The following is a 17,292-nucleotide window of genomic DNA, read 5'->3' as shown; positions in this document are numbered from 1 at the left end:
GTAACTCGGGACAGTACCGATGGACTGTTTCCAATATGTGGCATTGAGAAAACCCTGCTGTTCCCTAACGGAAAAGACCAGGTCAAGGACGGCTGAGAGCGCTCACATTCGCGTCGTTGTCCACCGGTTGCCCAGCGGCCGACGCCAGCAGACCCTCGAGCACGTGCTTGCCTAGTGCATTGTCCGCGGGCAGATCGATGGGGTACTTCCCGGTGAAACATGCTGCACACAAGCGCGATTCGGGCTGCTCCGACGCCGCGATCATGCCGTCGATGGAGATGTAGCCCAGCGAGTCGGCACCGATGGCCTGCCGGACGCCTTCGAGGATTCCGTCCTCGGAATCGACGCCGTTGGCGATCAGCTCTGCGGGAGAAGCGAAGTCGATGCCGTAGAAGCAGGGCCACCGCACCGGCGGGGACGCGATACGTACGTGGATCTCGAGGGCGCCGGCCTCGCGCAGCATCCTGATCAGCGCCCGCTGCGTGTTGCCGCGAACGATCGAATCATCCACCACCACGAGCCTTTTGCCGCGAATGACCTCTTTGAGAGGGTTGAGCTTGAGCCGGATACCGAGCTGGCGAATGGTCTGCGACGGTTGAATGAACGTGCGGCCCACGTACGCGTTCTTCATGAGCCCCTGGCCGTACGGGATTCCCGAGCCCTGGGCGAAGCCCACGGCTGCCGGAGTTCCGCTCTCGGGCACCGGGATGACCAGATCACCCTCGGCCGGATGCTCCTTGGCGAGACGACGTCCGATTTCCACCCGAGTCGAGTGCACCGAGCGACCGCCGATGACGCTGTCGGGCCGTGCGAGATAGACGTACTCGAACACGCAGCCCTTGGGCTCGGGGGCAGCGAAACGCGAGGACCGAACGCCGTCGGCGTCGATCGCCAACAGTTCGCCGGGCTCGATGTCGCGGACGAACGCCGCACCGACGATGTCGAGTGCTGCGGTCTCGCTGGCGACGACCCAGCCGCGATCGAGGCGACCGAGGCACAGCGGCCGTACGCCGTGCGGATCACGCGCGGCGTAGAGGGTGTGCTCGTCCATGAAGGTCAGGCAGAACGCGCCTTTGAGCAGGGGCAGCAATTCCATGGCCGCCTGCTCGATGGTGCAGTCGGCGGCCTTGTGCGCCAGCAGTGCCGTCACGACATCGGAATCCGACGTCCCGTTGCCCTGCAATCGATCGCTGATCAGGCCCGCATCGCGAGCCTTGGTGGCGAGTTCGGCGAAGTTCACCAGATTGCCGTTGTGCCCGAGCGCGATACCGGTACCGGCAGTGGTGGTACGGAAGATCGGTTGCGCGTTCTCCCACGTCACCGACCCACTGGTGGAGTAACGGCAATGACCGATGGCGACGTGCCCGGGCATCGCGCCCAGCGTCTGCTCGTCGAACACCTGACTGACCAGGCCGAGATCCTTGAACACGAGCACCTGGGAGCCGTCGGACACCGCGATGCCTGCGGCTTCCTGCCCACGGTGCTGCAGTGCGTAGAGGCCGTAGTACGAGAGCTTGGCCACGTCCTCGCCCGGTGCCCACACACCGAACACTCCACACTCTTCGCGCGGCTCGTTCTCCGGCTCGTCGATGGGTTTGCCTACCAGAAGATTCGGACTGTCGACCGACAAATCGGCGTTGGTCACGGGCATTGCTCCCTAGGGGGTCCGGGACGGGGGGCCGTGCCCAGTCTACGGGCACACGGGCTGACACAACGCATCGTGTGTCCAGGAGATTCCCGACGGTCGAACGGCCGCTGAAATCCGGCGGTCAGGTGATGGTCAGCAACGGCAACCAACGACCCACCTCGACGGCCCGGCTGCCGGACGCGTCGATCGAGCCGTCGCCGAGCGCCTCGGCGAAATCCCGGGTCCCGGTAGCCACCTGAAGCCATGTCAGAGCATCGGTTTCGACGACGTTCGGCGGGGTTCCTCTGGTGTGCCGGGGCCCGACGATACACTGCACCGCGACGAACGGCGGCACCCGCACCTCCACCGACGACCCCGGTGCGTTCTGACCGAGAGTTCTGGCGGTGGTGCGCACGGCGGCGGCGATCTGCGCGCGTGGCGGCTTCTCGGCCTCACCTCGGATCCAGTCGGCGACGGCCAGAACGGCCTCGCGAACCTCGGCGGGACCGACCTCCTTGTGCGGTGGCATCTCCGGTCAGCTCCTCTCACGTTCGGTAGCCGCGAGATGCGCCAACACGGCACCGCTCGCGTTGAGTGCGTAGTGCAGCGCAGCAGGGGCGAGCACACTGCCGCTGCGCGCCCGCAGCCACGAGAACACCACCCCGGCGACGGTCGTCGCGGCGACGGTCCCGGCCACCGAATCCCCGGCGGCGCGGGCGGGACGAATGTGCCACAGTCCGAAGAAGACCGGCGACAGGGCCGGCGATGCAGCATCGAGCACACCGCGGAAGAGCAGCTCCTCGGTCAGCACCGTCCCCACCGGAATCCGAAACAGCACCCATTCGGCGAGATCGTCCTCGGACGGTCGGACGCGCCGACGCAGTGCGGGTACGGCGGCCACCACCGCAGACCCCAGGACGGGTATCGCTGCCGCAGCCGCACCCCATTTGAGCCCGGATGCGGAATTACGCAGGCCCAGCCGTTCGGCATTCGATCCCGACACCGCAGCCACAGCGACGGCGAACGACGCGTTGGCCACTGCCCGCCCGCGGGCTCCGAGCCCGGCCGCAGGCAGCACGTAAGTGCTCCACGCCGTTGTCACGAGTCCGGTCAGAATGGGTCGTTCCGCAGGCTCCACTCCGGTTGCCAGAGCGGTTCTCACTTCTCGGGACCGTCACGTCCGGCGAATTGCTCCATGACGCCGCGCACTCGTTCGGTGTCGCGGTCGGTCCACCCCTCGGGGGCGGCGACGGCCACCCAGCCGTCGAGCACGAGGGTTCCGTAGTTGTGACCGTGGCCGTCGGGGACGCCTGCTGCGTTGGTCAGGTCCGCTGCCACCTGCCAGAAGGTCACCACCGGGAACCAACGCATGCTCGGCAGTCGGTCCGGCCCCGGCGGCTCGGACAGCCAGTCCGGGCGCTCGAACAGCAGGTCGGGTGACCACCAGACCACCGGATCCGACGCATGCTGGACGTACAGGATGCGCGGGGCGTACCAGGGCTGATCCTCCGGTGGGATGCCCGACGAATTGTCGGCGAAGCGAACCGTCAGGCCCTCGGAGTACACCGGCCGAACTTCGGGGCTGCCCGGATCACGCCTGCTGACGAACTGGCTCCAGATGCGGTTGTCGTTCGGCGGACCCACCCACAGGACGCCGTCGGTGGTGGCGCGGATGTCCGCCAACCCGTCGAACGCGCCTTCACCGGACTTCGTCCCCAGACTTTCGCCGTAGACGTAGAACTTGGGGCGGGTGGCCTCGGGCTCCTGCAGCCAGCGGTCGTGCACTTTGTCGATCAGCGCCTTGCCTGCCTGGGCGGCTTTGTCGCCCTCGGCGATGAACGAGATCCAACTCGGCAGATACGAGTACTGAGAGGCGACGGTGGCGACATCGCCGTCGAACATCAGCTCCTCGGCCTCGACGGCGGTGGGGTTGACCCAGCCGGTGCCGGTGGTCGGCACGACGATGAGCGCTTTGCGCTGGAACGCGCCGGTGCGTTCGAGTTCGGCGACGACGATGTCGAGTCGTTCGTCCTGAGTCTCCGCGGTTTCCAGTCCGGCGTAGGCCCGAATGGGTTCGAGGCTCGGACGTCCGGTGGCCCGTTCCATCTCGTCGGCTCGCAGGCCGCTGGAGACGAAGTTGCGGCCCTCGAATCCGAGTGTGTCCCACGGTGCCAACGAATTCGGGCTACCCGACCTCTCGTCGGCGACGGGTTGTTCTGTGCCCTCTCGCGTTTCGTCGTTCTGCAGACTGAACACCGAGTTGGTCACCTCGGAGACCGCACGCAACAGCACACCCTGGACCAGGGCGACGACCAACACCACCAGAACGATCACGCCGAGTGCATTGGCCACCTCGCGCGGCATCTTCACGATGCGATTGATCTGACGGGCCAGCAACCGGACGACGTCGCGTAGCACCCGCGAGATCGAGATGAGCAGTGCGGCAATGGCAATGCTCAATGCTCCGGTGCGGAGGTACCCCGTCGTGGTGGTCCCCTCCGCGTCCATGAGCGCGGCGAGTTCACGCTGCCACTGCGCCGAGACCGCCAGCATGATCATCGACGCAGCGACGGCGACGACGAGTACGACGACCTTGACCGCAAGTTCGACCTTGCGCGGCAACGGCCACCACGAACGCGACGACAGCCACCATCGCGCCACCGCCCATCCCACGGCCACCCCGAAGGCGTATCCGATAGCCGAGTTGATGCCGCCGATGATGCCTTGGAACAGCCATCCACGAGGCAGCAGCGACGGCGTCAGCGACCAGCAGAAGAACAACGCGCTGAACGCGATTCCGGTGAAGTCCAGACGCAGCAGGCCCCACGACCACATGACGAACGGATGCTTCTCCGGCGACGGAGCCGAGAACTCCACCGTCGGAAAGTGATACCGATGATGCTGATCCTGCTCGAGTGTGGGCTCGGTCCCCCTTCGACGCTCCGATACCTGTCCCCCCACCTCGGTCAGCCGAAGAGTCTGGGAAGAGTGCTCTCGAATGTCTCTCGCAGTTCCGTCATCGGCACGGAGAACTGTCCCTGGACCTCGATCGAATCCGAGCCCTCGTCGACGACGCCGACGCGCGCCCACGGAAGTCCGCGTGCGGTGCACATGCCGGTGAACCGGGTCTCCTCGGTGCGCGGCACGGCGACCAGCACCCGGCCGGAGGATTCGGAGAACAAGGTCACGAACGGGTCTGCGCCTTCGGGAACGATGATGCGGCACCCGGTTTCGCCGGCCAATGCTGCCTCGACGACGGCCTGAGCGAGACCACCCTCGGACAGGTCGTGTGCAGCCGAGACCAGGCCGTCGCGGGAGGATGCGAGCAGGATGTCTGCCAACAACTGCTCCCGAGCGAGATCGACCTTCGGCGGAACGCCGCCGAGGTGATCGTGCTCGACCTGCGCCCAGATGGACCCGTCGAACTCGTCGTGGGTCTCCCCCAGCAGGATGAGTGTCTCGCCGGGCTCGAGGCCGAGTCCCGTCGGGATGCGGCGATGGACGTCGTCGATGACGCCCAGTACTCCGACCACGGGGGTCGGCAGGATCGGCTCCGCGCCGGTCTGATTGTAGAAGCTGACGTTGCCGCCGGTGACCGGGATGCCGAGGGTGACACACCCGTCCGCCAGACCGCGTACGGCCTGCTGGAACTGCCACATGACACCCGGGTCCTCCGGCGAACCGAAGTTCAGGCAATTGGTGACGGCCTTGGGAGTGGCGCCGGTGACCGCGACGTTGCGGAACGCCTCGGCCAGAGCCAGCTGCGCGCCCTGGTACGGGTCGAGTGCGGTGTAGCGGCCCGACGCGTCGGTGGCCAAAGCGATTCCGCGACCGGTCTTCTCGTCGATGCGGATGACGCCTGCATCGGCGTTCTCCGCCAGCACGGTGTTGCCGCGGACGTAGCGGTCGTACTGCTCGGTGATGAATCGACGGCTGCACAGCTGCGGCGAGCCGATCATCTTCAGCAGAGTGGCCTTCAGCTCGTCCGCGGTTTCCGGACGCTTCAGCGACGCCGTGCTGTTCGCGATCAACGCGTCCTGGGTATCCGGACGCTGCACCAGACGGTTGTACACCGGGCCTTCGTGCGCAACGGTTTTCGGCGGTACATCGACGACGGTATCGCCGTGCCAGGTGATCTGGAGGTGCTCGCCGTCGGTGACCTCACCGATGACCGTGGCCAGGACGTCCCACTTCTTGCAGACGGCCATGAATGCGTCGACGTTCTCGGGGGTCACCACGGCGCACATGCGCTCCTGGGATTCGCTCGAGAGCACCTCGGCCGGAGTCATGCCGGTGGCGCGCATCGGCACCTTGTCGAGCTCGATGTGCATGCCACCACTGCCGGCGGACGCGAGTTCCGATGTGGCGCAGGACAACCCGGCACCACCGAGGTCCTGGATGCCGACGACGAGCTTGTTGGAGTACAGCTCGAGGCAGGCTTCGATGAGCACCTTCTCGGTGAACGGATCGCCCACCTGTACAGCGGGAAGCTTCTTGCGGCCCCCACCGGTCTCGTCGCCGTCGAAGGTCTCCGACGCGAGCACGGACACGCCGCCGATGCCGTCGAGACCCGTTCGTGCACCGAACAGAATGATCTTGTTACCCAGGCCCGACGCGAACGCGAGGTGCATGTCCTCGACCCGCATGACGCCGGCACACAGGGCGTTGAGCAGAGGGTTACCGGCGTAGGAGGCGTCGAACACCGTCTCGCCGCCGATGTTCGGGAGACCGAGGGAGTTCCCGTACCCACCGACGCCTGCGACGATGCCGCTCAGGACACGGCGCGTATCGGGTGCATCGGCAGCACCGAATCGCAGCTGGTCCATGACGGCGATCGGGCGAGCGCCCATGGCCATGATGTCGCGGACGATGCCGCCGACGCCCGTCGCCGCACCCTGGTAGGGCTCGACGTACGACGGGTGATTGTGGCTCTCGACCTTGAACGTGACGGCCCAGCCGTCGCCGACGTCGACGACGCCCGCGTTCTCGCCGATACCGGCGAGCATCGGCTTGCGCATCTCGTCGGTGGTGGTCTCGCCGAAGTACTTCAGATGCACCTTCGAGGACTTGTACGAGCAATGCTCGCTCCACATGACGGAGTACATCGCCAATTCGGCGTCCGTGGGCCGGCGGCCGAGGATTTCCTTGATGCGGACGTATTCGTCGTCCTTGAGTCCGAGTTCCTTGTACGGCTGCGCAACGTCGGGGGTGGCGACGGCGTTCGAGACAGTGTCTGTGGGTACAGAGCTAGCGGACACGAGGAATAGGTCCCTTCGATGGAGCGAAATGCCAGGGAGAGTCTATAAGGTGCCGCCGACATGTACGGCATCGGACGTATCGGCCTCGTGCGAACATCACCTGATGGACATTGCACTGACCGAGGACGATCTGGACGAAACGGGCGTCATCGACCCGTCGATGGTGGCCAAGGGAGTCGACGTACCGCCGAAAGCCGTCGTCTGTTTCTTCGCCGAGGTGATCGAGAGCATCTGCGCGAAAGGCGACGCCCGAGTGGTGTCGATCATGCGCTCCGAGCACGGCGAACACCCCGTCTACGAGATCGAACGAGGCGGACAGAAACTTGCCGTCTTCCATCCCGGCGTCGGAGCGCCACTGGCCGCACTGTTCCTCGAAGAAGCCATCGCCATGGGCTGCACACAGTTCGTTGCTGTCGGCGGTGCCGGGGCGCTGTCCGACGACCTGGGCATGGGACACGTCATGGTGGTCGACAGCGCCCTGCGCGACGAGGGCACCTCGTTCCACTACCTGCCGCCCGGACGGGTGGTCGACGCCGATCCCGCAGGCGTCGCCGTACTCCAGTCGGTACTGACCGATGCCGGCATCGACTTCGTCACCGGCCGCTCCTGGACCACCGATGCGCTCTACCGCGAAACCCGCGGCCGAGTCTCGCGCCGCGTCGAGGAAGGCTGCCGAACGGTCGACATGGAAGCGTCGGCCTTCTGCGCAGTCGCCCGATTCCGTGGAGTCCGATTCGCGCAACTGCTGTACGCGGGAGACTCCCTGGCCGCCGACTGGGATCACCGCGGCTGGACCAAGGCAACAACGGTGCGCGAACAGTTGTTCTGGCTCGCTGCCGACGCCTGCCTGCAACTCGATCCGGTCTAGGTCTTCGGCCCACCCCCCCTGATCTCGCAAACGCGCTCGCGTTTGCCAGACGCGAGCCGAATTGCCCCGGAATCGGGCACGAGACTCCGCGCACCTGACGAATGCGCGCGCGTTTGCGATTGCCGAACGATGATCACGAGCTTCGCGGTCCAAGGCTCACCAACATTCGACGTCCGCCCCCGGATCTCGCAAACGCGCGCGCGTTTGCCGAACGCGAGCGAAACAGCCCCGGAATCGGGCACGAATCCGCGCGCACCTGACAATTGCGCGCGCGTTTGCGACGCCGATCTGGCTCAGGCAGGGGCGAGGAAAGCCGCCAACGCGTCGGCGTATGCCTTCACGTCGCCGGCTCCCATCAACTCTCGGGACGAGTGCATGGCGAGTTGCGCTGCGCCGACGTCGACCGTCGACAACCCGGTGCGCGACGCGGTGATCGGTCCGATGGTCGATCCGCACGGTAGATCCGCGCGATGGACGTAGCGCTGCAACGGTACGTCGGCTTGCTCGCAGGCCAGTGCGAATGCACCGGCACCGGCGGAATCGGTTGCGTAGCGCAGGTTTTGGTTGACCTTGAGTACCGGTCCGCCGCCGAGTTCGATGCGATGGGCGGGCTCGTGGCGATCCGGGTAGTTCGGGTGTGTCGCGTGCGCCATATCGCCCGAAGCACAGATGGATCCGGCCATCGTGCGCAGGAATTCCTCACGGCCGCCGCCGCGTCCGAGCACGATGCGTTCGAGCACGGTGTTGAGCAGGTCCGAGAACGCGCCGCGGTCGGACATACTACCGACTTCCTCGTGGTCGAACAGCGCCAGCACCGGAGTGACGTCGGTCGGATTCTCCACTGCCGCAAGCAAAGCCTGCGTTCCGGCGTAACAGGTGCCCTGGTTGTCCAGACGCGGCGCACTGATGAACTCGGATTCGACGCCTACCACCGCGCTGGGTGCCAGGTCGTGTGTCATCAGTTCCCAGCCCAGCACCGAACCGGGATCGACGCCTTCTCGCTCGGCGACGTAGGAGACGAAGGACCGTGGCGAATTACCCACTCCCCAAATGGCATTGACGTGCCGCTGCGGATCGAGCGTCACGCCTTTGCGGTCCTCGGACAGGTGGATCGCCAGCTGCGGAACGCGAAGGATCGGCTCGTCCACCTTGACGAGTACCTCGCGGGCGGTGTTGCCGTCACGCACGCTGAGCCGGCCGGAGATGCCCAGATCGCGGTCGAGCCAGGAGTTCAGCCAGGCACCACCGTACGGCTCCAGGCCGACCATCTGCCAACCCGCCGATTCGAGATCGGGATGCTGCTTCACCCGGAGATTGGGACTGTCGGTGTGTCCGCCGACGATGCGGAAGGGGCCATCAGGAGTGGAGCCTGCGGAACGACCCGAATTGATGTGCTCGGTGCTCCACGCGACGAGAGAACCGCCGCGGATCAAGTAGTAGCGGCCTGGTTCGGTCGGCCAGGCATCGGTCTCGTCCAGACGCACGAATCCGGCGTCCTCGAGCTGAACCGACACCGTCCGACACACATGAAACGGGGACGGCGAGACGTCGACGAAGTTGCAGAGACCGGCAGCAGAGGCAGAGGACGACATGGGAACCATTGTGTCAGCCGCCGCGTCGAACACCCCGAGAGCACACACCGACCGGGGGAGAAACATGAAGATCGAGCCGACACCGAACCAACACGTCGCTCACGCAACCACACTCGCCATCGTACGAATGAAAACGATCGAAGCATTTCGTACCCGCGGAATGGTGGTGCACCGTGAGGATGCGACCACGCTCGGTGCGGAGTCGGGTGCACGCTTCCCGCTCGACAACGTGTTCGCCCGCTGCTCGGGTGCGCCCCGGTCGGCGTGGGACGGCATCATCGGCGGCCATGTCCAGGTCATGATCGAGGCGATGCGCGAGTCCGCTCCGGCGTTCATCGCAGGCCTGTCCGACGACGAGTTCCATTCGAAACTGCGTGAACGCGTCGTCGCGCCGTGCGTGTTGGAATCGGCGGGTTCGTACAGTTATTCGGTTCCCCTTCTCGCGGCACCCGATGCGCCGAGGCGGGTGTTGAATCTGTCGTCTCCGAATCGAGCTCTGACGTTGTCCGACAGTCACTTGAAGGGTCGCGACCTCGACGCTGCGTGGGCTGCGGGCCGGAAGAACACTGCGGCGATCGAGTTCGAGGGAGCGCAGTTGCTCGAACGCGAGGGGGTCTGCATCGAGGTGCTCGACGGCGATTCGATCTATCTTGCGTCGAAGATCGCCGATATGCCCGCGTTGATTTCGTCGCATCTGGGCGAAAGCCTGTACGGCGTACTCTTCGCCGTCCCCAACGCGTACGAATTCGCCTTTCACCGGCCCCGCGACGCCGACGACGCAGTCGCGGCAGCCGCCGCACTCGCCGAGCTGGCCGACGTGTTCTCTCGCGATACACCGAGCCCACTGTCGCGCTCGGTGTTCTTCTGGCGAGACGGCGAGTACTGCGATGTGACGTACGGGCCTACGGGTAGTTTCACCTCAGCTTTGACCGAACTACGCGCACGCGCGGCCTGACCGAGATCACGTGCCGACAGACCCGCTATTCAGGCGGCGGGGTGGTCGGTTGTCCCGCTGCAGCGTCGCGAATCCAGTCGGGGACGGGTTGATGATCGCGTTCGGCCATGGTGATGTACGCGCGGGCAGCGGCAGCGGCGACCGTTGGCCGTGGTGCTTTGACGTTGCGTTCGTCGGTGGTGGTCATCGCGGATCCTCCTGCTCGCTCTCGCCGTCAGTGTCCTCGGTTTCGCGCGGTTGCGCCAGTGCGCGACGTGCAGACCGGCCCGCAACGGCCAGCAGCACCTTGCGTTCGGTGCTGGTGATGAGAGCGACCCCGACGACGGCCAGAACGCCGACGACGAGGGTGACCCACGACTGGGCGGGCATCCCCTGCTCAGTGCGCCCCGGATACGCAGAACACGTTGCCGTCGGGATCGCTCAGCGTCACCCAGCGAAAGTCACCCATGGTGTGCTGCTGGATCTCGGTCGCACCCGACTCGACCAGCCGAGAGACCTCGTCGTCGAGGTTCTCGGTCGTCACGTCGAGGTGGACGCGATTTTTACCCGGCGACGGGTCGTCGACCTTCTGGAAGGCCAGTCGATACGGGGCCGAAGCGAGGGCGACGACGTAGAACCAGCCGTCGTTCTCCTCGACGATCGATCCGTCGACCTGTGAGGCCCACCAGCGAGCGAGCGGGCCCGGGTCGGTGGAATCGAACGTGATCATGCCCAGGGTCAGTGTCATGGCGGAAGATTAGACCCACCCACCGACCGAAGATCAGGCGTTGACGATCGCGTCCAGTGCCGAGTAGAAGATGCCGAGCCCGTCGTCGCTCGGGCCGGTCAACGGCTCGGTGGCGTGCTCGGGGTGGGGCATCAGGCCGACGATCCGACCGTTTGCCGACGAGATTCCGGCGATACCGCGCTGCGACCCGTTGGGGTTGCTCCCGCTGTAGCGGAACACGACGCGGCCTTCACCTTCGAGCTCGTCGAGCACGCTCTGCGATGCCTGGAATCGGCCCTCGGCGTTCTTGACCGGAATCAGGATCTCGGCATCCTGCTCGTATCGCGACGACCATGCCGTGCCGGCATTCTCGACCTTCAACCACTGGTCGCGGCACACGAAATGCAGGCCCTCGTTGCGCGTCAACGCTCCGGGAAGCAGTCCGACCTCGCACAACACCTGAAAACCGTTGCAGATCCCCAGGATCGGCATCCCGCCCTCTGCCGCCTTGACCACTGACTCCATCACGGGAGCGAAGCGGGCGATCGCACCGGCTCGCAGATAGTCGCCGTATGAGAATCCGCCGGGGACGACGATGGCGTCGACGTTCTTCAGATCGGCGTCGGCGTGCCACAGGCTGACGGCCTCGCCGCCGGCGAGAGTCACGGCGCGGGATGCGTCGACGTCGTCGAGAGTTCCGGGGAACGTGATGACTCCTACGCGGGCGCTCATGAGATGCGAGTCACTTTCCAGTCCTCGATCACCGTGTTGGCGAGCAGCGATTCGGCAATCTTCTCGAGTTCGGCGTCGTCGACGGAATCGTCGATCTCCAGCTCGAAGCGCTTGCCCTGACGCACATCGGACACACCGGAGATTCCCAGCCGGCCCAGCGCACCTGCGATGGCCTGACCCTGCGGATCGAGAATCTCGGCCTTGGGCATGACATCGACTACGACTCGGGCCACGAAAGCGCTCCTTGAAATACGTACAGCAAGACAGTTACCGGCAGGTGGGAGTCTACGCAGCCCTGGCCAGCGGAGCGAAACCGCGCTTACTGTGGAGTGCATGCGGCTGACACACTTCGGACATTCCTGCGTTCTGGTCGAACTCAACGGCACCACGGTGCTGTTCGATCCCGGCACGTTCTCTCACGGATTCGAGGGCATCACCGGGCTCGACGCCATCCTGGTCACTCACCAGCACCCGGATCATGTTGATCTGCAGCGACTTCCCGCGCTTCTCGACGCCAATCCCCGCGCCGAGCTGCACGCCGATCCCATGACGGCAGGCCAGCTCGGAGGGAAATGGATCGCGGCCCCGGCGGGCAAGGACTTCTCCGTGGGCGGCATCACCGTCACCGGAGTCGGCGGCACGCACGCCGTCATCCATCCGGAATTGCCGGAGATCGACAACACCGGTTATCTGCTCGGTACTCCGGAGAACCCGGGGCAACTGTTCCATCCGGGTGACTCGTTGTTCGTTCCCGAGCAACAGGTCGAGGTACTGGCATTGCCCGCGGCAGCGCCGTGGTCGAAGCTGTCCGAGACGGTCGAATTCCTCCGTGCGGTGGCACCGAGGATGGCGTTCCCCATTCACCAGGCCGTCGTCGCGGAACAGGCGAGGGGCATCTACTACGGACGCTTCAAGGAGATGTCCGACGCCGAAATCCGCGAACTCCCCGAGGAATCGTCCGTCTCGATCTAGCCGGTGACCTCGGGCGGGAGGGTGCCGATCATGGTCACTTGCGTTCCGTCCCACTGGTAGTCGATCGTCGCCGGTCCGCCGGTCGGGTTCGCATTGGCGTCATCGGCGAGTGGCCAGCGGTAGTTCACTGTGATCGTGTCGGCGGACTGTGCCGCCACCGACGTGAACCCGTACGGCTCCAGCGTCGCGGTGCCGAGGTACTCGGCGTCGTGGAAGAAGAGCAGATGCGTCGGCGAGCTGACCGTCGCGCCGTACGGGAGGGCTTCGACCCAGGTGAACGACGCACAGGGATCGCCCATGTCGGTGGCGACCCACGGTGAATCTGCGAACACGAGCGGCAGCGAGTCCACCGCCTGCGGTACCGGCCCCCACGTCAGATCCAGGCACAGCGGCTCGGCTTCCGACGGACCCATGGGAACCAGGTCGCTGGCCTCCTCGGGTGGCGTTCGCTGCGGCTGCGCTCCCTCGGTCACGGTGGCCGGGGCGGGTGTCAGCGGTGCCGAGCTCGTCGCTGTGGTCGTCGGAACGGCCGAGGACGGTGCTGCCGACGGCGTTCCTTGCTCCGATCCGCCGCACGCGACGAGAGCTGTTGCACCGACTGCGAGGAGCAGAAGTCGTTTCATGAAGACCACCTGGTTCGATTTGCCCGACGTCAGGTATGTCCACTCGCAAACGCGTTCCGTTACATCACATTTCGATCAAGGGGCCTGAACCCTGCCGGCGCAGGCAACTTCTGCTCCACTGTTCGCTCGCTCCGCGGTATTTCAGCGGAAGCCGCCACAGAGTGGAGCGCCAGTTGCACTCGTCAGTCGAGCCGAACCAATTCCTGCAGTGCCGACTCGTCCACCGCGTCGAGTCCGTCCAAGAATGCAGCAGCGAAGGTACCCGGACGCGACGTCGAGCGAGCCGCAATCTCCGACGCGACCGCCACGTGCGCGTGCGCGGCGACGGCACCGATCAACGCAGACGGAGAAACGGAACAGTACGCAGCCGTCAGCGCACCCAATGCGCATCCGGTGGCTGTAACTCGTTGCAGCAGTGCGCTTCCGCCGCCGATCCTCACCGTCGAGCCTTGTGCAAAGATGTGGTCGACCTCCCCCGAGGCCGCTACGACCTCGGCACGGTCGAGGAGAGAACGCGCCGCGTCGACGGAGTCCGCCACGTGCGCAGACGAATCCACGCCTCTCGAACCACCCTCGGCGCCCGCGAGTCCCATCACCTCGGAAGCATTTGCGCGAATCACGCTGGGCCGATTGGCAAGTAGCTCGACGGCCACCTGAGTCCGCCAGGGAAGACCGCCCGCGCCCACCGGATCGAGTACCCACGGCTTCCCCGCTGCTCGCGCGGCAGCGGACGCCAGACGAGAACTTTCCACCTGCGCGGCCGTCGGAGTTCCGAGATTGACCAGCACCGCGTCGGCGATCTCGGCGAAGCCGGCCGCTTCCTCCGGATTGTCGACCATCGCCGGAGCCGCACCTGCCGCGAGCAGGGCGTTGGCGACGAATTGCACCGACACCGTATTGGTCAGACACTGCACCAGCGGATTGCGATCACGCAGCAGTCGATGCGCGGCAACGATGTCGTCCAGGGTCACACTCGAGGCATTCATCGCTGTCGAGTCTACGACCGCTCCCACCCCGTTCGCGTCAATGGACCACCCCACCCCCTTCGGATCAATGCGCCTTTCTTGCAATCTGAGTGACTGAAAGCCACATTGATCCCAATTGGAGGTACAGAGCAAGCCGGGGGCGGGGCGGGGTGAGGAAGCGAGGAGTCAGGCCACGCGAGTTTTGGTGCGCGGGATCCATTCGTAGATTCCCGCTGCGGCGTTGTGGTGCAGGGAGAGGTCGATGGCATCGAGGATTGCCTGGCGCGGCGCGGGGCGTCCGAGTTGTTTGGCGCTGATGGCCAGGCGCACCACTCCCCCGCGTCGGGCGGTGCGGCCGGCCCCGAGTACGAGTGCTTTGAACCACCAGGGTTCGGCTTTGAAGCCTTCGCCGATTCCCCAGACCCGGGCGCGGATGGTGCCGTCTCGGTCGAGGTCGTGAATACCGTTGAGCGAGGCGATCATTCGGAATCCTGCATCCGGGAGCGCCTCGATCGCTCCGGGTGAGGCGATCCAGCGCGGAGCGGCGAACACTCGGGTACGCAGGCCTGTCTGTTCCATGACGCGGTCGGCGGCCATCAAGCGCAGTCGAGCTTCGTGACGCGGCAGTGCAGAGAATTCGGAGCGTCGACGCTTCGTCGCGGCCTGGTCGTAGCCGTGCAGAACGATGGCGTCGCCTCCGTCGCGTCGCGTCCGCAGCCATTCCTGGGTGGGAACGTCGGCTGCGAGCCGGTATTTGTCTTTCAGCCGCGGTGCGACGAGCAGCGACAGCGGGACGCCCCGTCCCTCGAGTTCTCGCGCGAACTCGGCGGCATGCTCGTAGGTGTCGTTCTTGATTCCGCTCACCGACACGATCAGGCGTCCAGACATGACTCGAGCCTCGCACACCAGCGTGAACGAGGCTCGACGTCGATGCAGACAGAAGCTAAACGGCGATCGTTTCCTTCGGCAGGATCTTGTCGATCGCGGCGAGGACCTCGGGTGCGTCCGGCTCGGTGCGCGGGCGGAACCGGTTGGTGACGACGCCATCCGGGGAGATCAGGAACTTCTCGAAGTTCCACTGAACGTCTCCGGCGGTGCCGTCGGCGTCCTCGGTCTTGGTCAGTTCGGCGTAGAGCGGGTGCCGGTTGTCACCGTTGACGTCGACCTTCTCGGTCATCGCGAACGTGACGCCGTACGTGGTGGAGCAGAAAGTTTCGATTTCTTCGGCGGTGCCGGGCTCTTGGCCACCGAACTGGTTACACGGCACCCCGACGACCGACAGGCCACTGGCGGAGTACTCGTTGGCGAGCTTCTCCAGCTTTTCGTACTGCGGGGTCAGTCCGCACTTGGATGCGACATTGACCACGAGGACGGCCCGTCCGGCGTACTCGTCGAGCGAGGTGGGCGCACCACCCAGCGTGTTGATGCCGATGTTCTGAACTTCAGTCATCATCCGAACTTACCTGTGAGTACCGACAGAATGGAACCGACGCACAAAAGCAAGTACGACCCCGCTGGTGGCAGGGCCGTACTTGCGTTCTTCCGAACCGGGCGACGGGGGGATGCGCGTCGCCCGGCAGGTTCTTATGCCTTGGCGGCGTTCTTCTCGATGATGACCTGCTTGTCGGCGGGTCGCTCGTCCTCGGGGAGGTGGTCGTCGACCATGGTCTCCTCGTCGAACGGCAGGTTGCCGTCGAGCACCGTGTTGACCCGATCCTTATCGATCGTCTTGGTCCAGGTGCCGACCAGCAAGGTGGCAACGGCGTTACCCGAGAAGTTGGTGACGGCGCGGGCTTCGGACATGAAGCGGTCGATTCCGACGATGAGCTGAACACCGTCGAGCAGTTCCGGGCGGTGGCTCGACAGGCCGCCGGCGAGAGTCGCCAGGCCTGCTCCGGACACTCCGGCTGCGCCCTTGGAGGCGATGATCATGAACAGCAGCAGCGAGAACTGCTCCCCGATGGAGAGCGGCATGTTCATGGCGTCGGCGATGAAGATCGAGGCCATGGTCAGGTAGATCGCGGTGCCGTCGAGGTTGAACGAGTAACCGGTGGGGACGACGATGCCGACGGTGGTGCGCTCGACTCCGACGTGCTCCATCTTGGCGATCAGACGCGGCAGGGCCGATTCGGAGGACGACGTGGCAACGATGAGCAGGTACTCCCGGGCCAGGTACTTGACCAGCTTGAAGATCGAGAAGCCGGAGACGAACTTGAGAATCAGGCCGAGGAAGAAGAAGACGAAGATGAAGCAGGTGATGTAGAAGGCCAGCATCAGAGTGCCGAGCTGAATCACTGCGTCGAAGCCGGTCTTGCCGACGACACCGGCGATGGCACCGAAGGCACCGATCGGGGCGAGCCACAGGATCATCGTCAGGATGCGGAAGACGAGCTTCTGTACTGCGCCGATGCCCTTGAGGATGCCTTCACCCTGCTTGCCCATGGCCTGCAGTGCGAAACCGACGAGGATTGCGACGAACAGCGTCTGCAGAACAGAACCGGCCGTCAGCGACGAAAGCAGCGACGTCGGAATGATCCCGGCGATGAAGTCCATCGTCCCGCCGGCCTCGTGGGCGGTGTCGGCGAGCTTGAGTCCGGCGTCGTTCGGCGTGATGTTCAGGCCGTCACCGGGCTTGATGAGGTTGCCGACAACCATGCCGATACCGAGGGCGATGGTCGACATGCCGATGAAGTAAGCGAGCGCCAGGCCGCCGACTCGGCCGACGCTGGCTGCGGCGCGTACCGACCCGATGCCGAGGACGATGGTGCAGAAGATGACCGGGCTGATCATCATCTTGATCAGGCTGACGAAGAGCGTGCCGAGGATCGACAGGTCGGAGGCGAAATCCTTGGCCACCAACCCGACGATGATGCCGGCGATGACGGCGATGATCACCGCGATGTAGAGCCAGTGCGTTCTGTCGCGCTTCTTCTTCGGCTCGGACGACGGATTGTCGTTCCGCTCAGCGTCGGTGCTGATAGTCATGGACGTTCC

Annotated in this window: 19 protein-coding genes; 3 read left to right on the top strand and 16 right to left on the bottom strand. The window is 65.2% G+C overall.

Annotation, left to right across the window (positions count from 1 at the left end):
• Positions 1-82: 82 nt before the first annotated feature.
• The 5 genes from purF to purL form a co-directional block, all read right to left on the bottom strand.
• Positions 83-1,645 carry an amidophosphoribosyltransferase gene (gene purF, locus CH285_RS02365; protein ID WP_032367510.1) on the bottom strand — a complete coding sequence of 521 codons (1,563 nt, stop codon included), beginning with the start codon at positions 1,643-1,645 and terminating at the stop codon, positions 83-85.
• Between the two features lie 124 nt (positions 1,646-1,769).
• A complete protein-coding gene (locus CH285_RS02360; RefSeq protein WP_027495845.1) occupies positions 1,770-2,156 on the bottom strand; it encodes a sterol carrier family protein in 387 nt (128 codons plus the stop codon).
• 6 nt (positions 2,157-2,162) lie between these two features.
• Positions 2,163-2,789: a CPBP family intramembrane glutamic endopeptidase gene (locus CH285_RS02355; RefSeq protein ID WP_255032202.1), complete on the bottom strand. Its 627-nt coding sequence runs from the start codon at positions 2,787-2,789 to the stop codon at positions 2,163-2,165.
• Positions 2,786-4,462: an alpha/beta hydrolase gene (locus tag CH285_RS02350; protein WP_255032209.1), complete on the bottom strand. Its 1,677-nt coding sequence runs from the start codon at positions 4,460-4,462 to the stop codon at positions 2,786-2,788. The genes CH285_RS02355 and CH285_RS02350 overlap by 4 nt, the downstream gene beginning before the upstream one ends.
• A 131-nt stretch (positions 4,463-4,593) precedes the next feature.
• On the bottom strand, positions 4,594-6,885 hold the full coding sequence (gene purL, locus CH285_RS02345) for a phosphoribosylformylglycinamidine synthase subunit PurL (protein ID WP_032388893.1): 2,292 nt from the start codon (positions 6,883-6,885) through the stop codon (positions 4,594-4,596).
• 103 nt (positions 6,886-6,988) lie between these two features.
• Between purL and CH285_RS02340 the strand changes: the two genes are divergently transcribed.
• Complete coding sequence (locus tag CH285_RS02340; protein ID WP_230597351.1) at positions 6,989-7,753, top strand: nucleoside phosphorylase; 765 nt, start codon at positions 6,989-6,991, stop codon at positions 7,751-7,753.
• Positions 7,754-8,046: 293 nt separating this feature from the next.
• Here the strand turns inward: CH285_RS02340 and CH285_RS02335 are convergent, their stop codons facing one another.
• A complete protein-coding gene (locus CH285_RS02335; protein ID WP_032388926.1) occupies positions 8,047-9,354 on the bottom strand; it encodes a M18 family aminopeptidase in 1,308 nt (435 codons plus the stop codon).
• Between the two features lie 118 nt (positions 9,355-9,472).
• On the opposite strand from CH285_RS02335, the gene CH285_RS02330 reads away from it, so the two are divergent.
• On the top strand, positions 9,473-10,300 hold the full coding sequence (locus tag CH285_RS02330) for a hypothetical protein (protein ID WP_176458420.1): 828 nt from the start codon (positions 9,473-9,475) through the stop codon (positions 10,298-10,300).
• 25 nt (positions 10,301-10,325) lie between these two features.
• On the opposite strand, the gene CH285_RS27715 is transcribed toward CH285_RS02330, so the two are convergent.
• Genes CH285_RS27715 through purS form a run of 5 tightly spaced genes read right to left on the bottom strand, consistent with a single transcriptional unit; the run spans position 10,326 to position 11,971 of the window.
• Positions 10,326-10,487: a hypothetical protein gene (locus CH285_RS27715; RefSeq protein WP_155290191.1), complete on the bottom strand. Its 162-nt coding sequence runs from the start codon at positions 10,485-10,487 to the stop codon at positions 10,326-10,328.
• Positions 10,484-10,669, bottom strand: a complete 186-nt coding sequence (locus tag CH285_RS02325; RefSeq protein ID WP_032388894.1) for a hypothetical protein — start codon at positions 10,667-10,669, stop codon at positions 10,484-10,486. The genes CH285_RS27715 and CH285_RS02325 overlap by 4 nt, the downstream gene beginning before the upstream one ends.
• Positions 10,670-10,676: 7 nt before the next feature.
• Positions 10,677-11,027, bottom strand: a complete 351-nt coding sequence (locus tag CH285_RS02320; RefSeq protein ID WP_032388895.1) for a VOC family protein — start codon at positions 11,025-11,027, stop codon at positions 10,677-10,679.
• A 33-nt stretch (positions 11,028-11,060) separates the two neighbouring features.
• Positions 11,061-11,738 (bottom strand): phosphoribosylformylglycinamidine synthase subunit PurQ, encoded by a 678-nt coding sequence (purQ, locus tag CH285_RS02315; RefSeq protein WP_027495839.1) that lies wholly within the window; start codon positions 11,736-11,738, stop codon positions 11,061-11,063.
• Positions 11,735-11,971 (bottom strand): phosphoribosylformylglycinamidine synthase subunit PurS, encoded by a 237-nt coding sequence (purS, locus tag CH285_RS02310; RefSeq protein ID WP_032371340.1) that lies wholly within the window; start codon positions 11,969-11,971, stop codon positions 11,735-11,737. Before purS ends, purQ begins: the two co-directional genes overlap by 4 nt.
• Before the next feature lie 100 nt (positions 11,972-12,071).
• Here purS and CH285_RS02305 point away from each other — a divergent pair, with 100 nt between their 5' ends.
• Entirely contained in the window at positions 12,072-12,710 is a 639-nt protein-coding gene (locus CH285_RS02305) for an MBL fold metallo-hydrolase (protein WP_032367483.1), read from the top strand.
• On the opposite strand, the gene CH285_RS02300 is transcribed toward CH285_RS02305, so the two are convergent.
• The 5 genes from CH285_RS02300 to CH285_RS02280 form a co-directional block, all read right to left on the bottom strand.
• Positions 12,707-13,333, bottom strand: a complete 627-nt coding sequence (locus CH285_RS02300) for an LppP/LprE family lipoprotein (RefSeq protein WP_094644599.1) — start codon at positions 13,331-13,333, stop codon at positions 12,707-12,709. The genes CH285_RS02305 and CH285_RS02300 overlap by 4 nt on opposite strands.
• A 182-nt stretch (positions 13,334-13,515) precedes the next feature.
• Entirely contained in the window at positions 13,516-14,319 is an 804-nt protein-coding gene (gene thiM / locus CH285_RS02295) for a hydroxyethylthiazole kinase (RefSeq protein ID WP_032388928.1), read from the bottom strand.
• Between the two features lie 165 nt (positions 14,320-14,484).
• Positions 14,485-15,186: a DUF2334 domain-containing protein gene (locus tag CH285_RS02290; protein ID WP_094644597.1), complete on the bottom strand. Its 702-nt coding sequence runs from the start codon at positions 15,184-15,186 to the stop codon at positions 14,485-14,487.
• 55 nt (positions 15,187-15,241) lie between these two features.
• A complete protein-coding gene (locus CH285_RS02285) occupies positions 15,242-15,751 on the bottom strand; it encodes a glutathione peroxidase (protein WP_027495833.1) in 510 nt (169 codons plus the stop codon).
• Positions 15,752-15,882: 131 nt separating this feature from the next.
• A complete protein-coding gene (locus tag CH285_RS02280; RefSeq protein ID WP_032367551.1) occupies positions 15,883-17,283 on the bottom strand; it encodes a cation:dicarboxylate symporter family transporter in 1,401 nt (466 codons plus the stop codon).
• Between the last annotated feature and the right edge of the window lie 9 nt (positions 17,284-17,292).

It is taken from the genome of Rhodococcus sp. 05-2256-B1 (assembly GCF_002258465.1).
Lineage (GTDB): Bacteria > Actinomycetota > Actinomycetes > Mycobacteriales > Mycobacteriaceae > Rhodococcoides > Rhodococcoides fascians.
This window is presented reverse-complemented; position numbering and strand designations above follow the sequence as displayed.

Bases quoted from the DNA above. Each gene is read 5' to 3' on its own strand.
- CH285_RS02300 (WP_094644599.1), bottom strand. From the start codon at position 13,333: ATGAAACGACTTCTGCTCCTCGCAGTCGGTGCAACAGCTCTCGTCGCG.
- CH285_RS02350 (WP_255032209.1), bottom strand. From the start codon at position 4,462: ATGTGGTCGTGGGGCCTGCTGCGTCTGGACTTCACCGGAATCGCGTTC.
- CH285_RS02340 (WP_230597351.1), top strand. From the start codon at position 6,989: ATGGACATTGCACTGACCGAGGACGATCTGGACGAAACGGGCGTCATC.
- CH285_RS27715 (WP_155290191.1), bottom strand. From the start codon at position 10,487: ATGACCACCACCGACGAACGCAACGTCAAAGCACCACGGCCAACGGTC.
- CH285_RS02325 (WP_032388894.1), bottom strand. From the start codon at position 10,669: ATGCCCGCCCAGTCGTGGGTCACCCTCGTCGTCGGCGTTCTGGCCGTC.
- CH285_RS02305 (WP_032367483.1), top strand. From the start codon at position 12,072: ATGCGGCTGACACACTTCGGACATTCCTGCGTTCTGGTCGAACTCAAC.
- CH285_RS02330 (WP_176458420.1), top strand. From the start codon at position 9,473: ATGAAAACGATCGAAGCATTTCGTACCCGCGGAATGGTGGTGCACCGT.
- CH285_RS02280 (WP_032367551.1), bottom strand. From the start codon at position 17,283: ATGACTATCAGCACCGACGCTGAGCGGAACGACAATCCGTCGTCCGAG.
- CH285_RS02285 (WP_027495833.1), bottom strand. From the start codon at position 15,751: ATGATGACTGAAGTTCAGAACATCGGCATCAACACGCTGGGTGGTGCG.
- purQ (WP_027495839.1), bottom strand. From the start codon at position 11,738: ATGAGCGCCCGCGTAGGAGTCATCACGTTCCCCGGAACTCTCGACGAC.
- thiM (WP_032388928.1), bottom strand. From the start codon at position 14,319: ATGAATGCCTCGAGTGTGACCCTGGACGACATCGTTGCCGCGCATCGA.
- CH285_RS02290 (WP_094644597.1), bottom strand. From the start codon at position 15,186: ATGTCTGGACGCCTGATCGTGTCGGTGAGCGGAATCAAGAACGACACC.
- CH285_RS02360 (WP_027495845.1), bottom strand. From the start codon at position 2,156: ATGCCACCGCACAAGGAGGTCGGTCCCGCCGAGGTTCGCGAGGCCGTT.
- CH285_RS02335 (WP_032388926.1), bottom strand. From the start codon at position 9,354: ATGGTTCCCATGTCGTCCTCTGCCTCTGCTGCCGGTCTCTGCAACTTC.
- CH285_RS02320 (WP_032388895.1), bottom strand. From the start codon at position 11,027: ATGACACTGACCCTGGGCATGATCACGTTCGATTCCACCGACCCGGGC.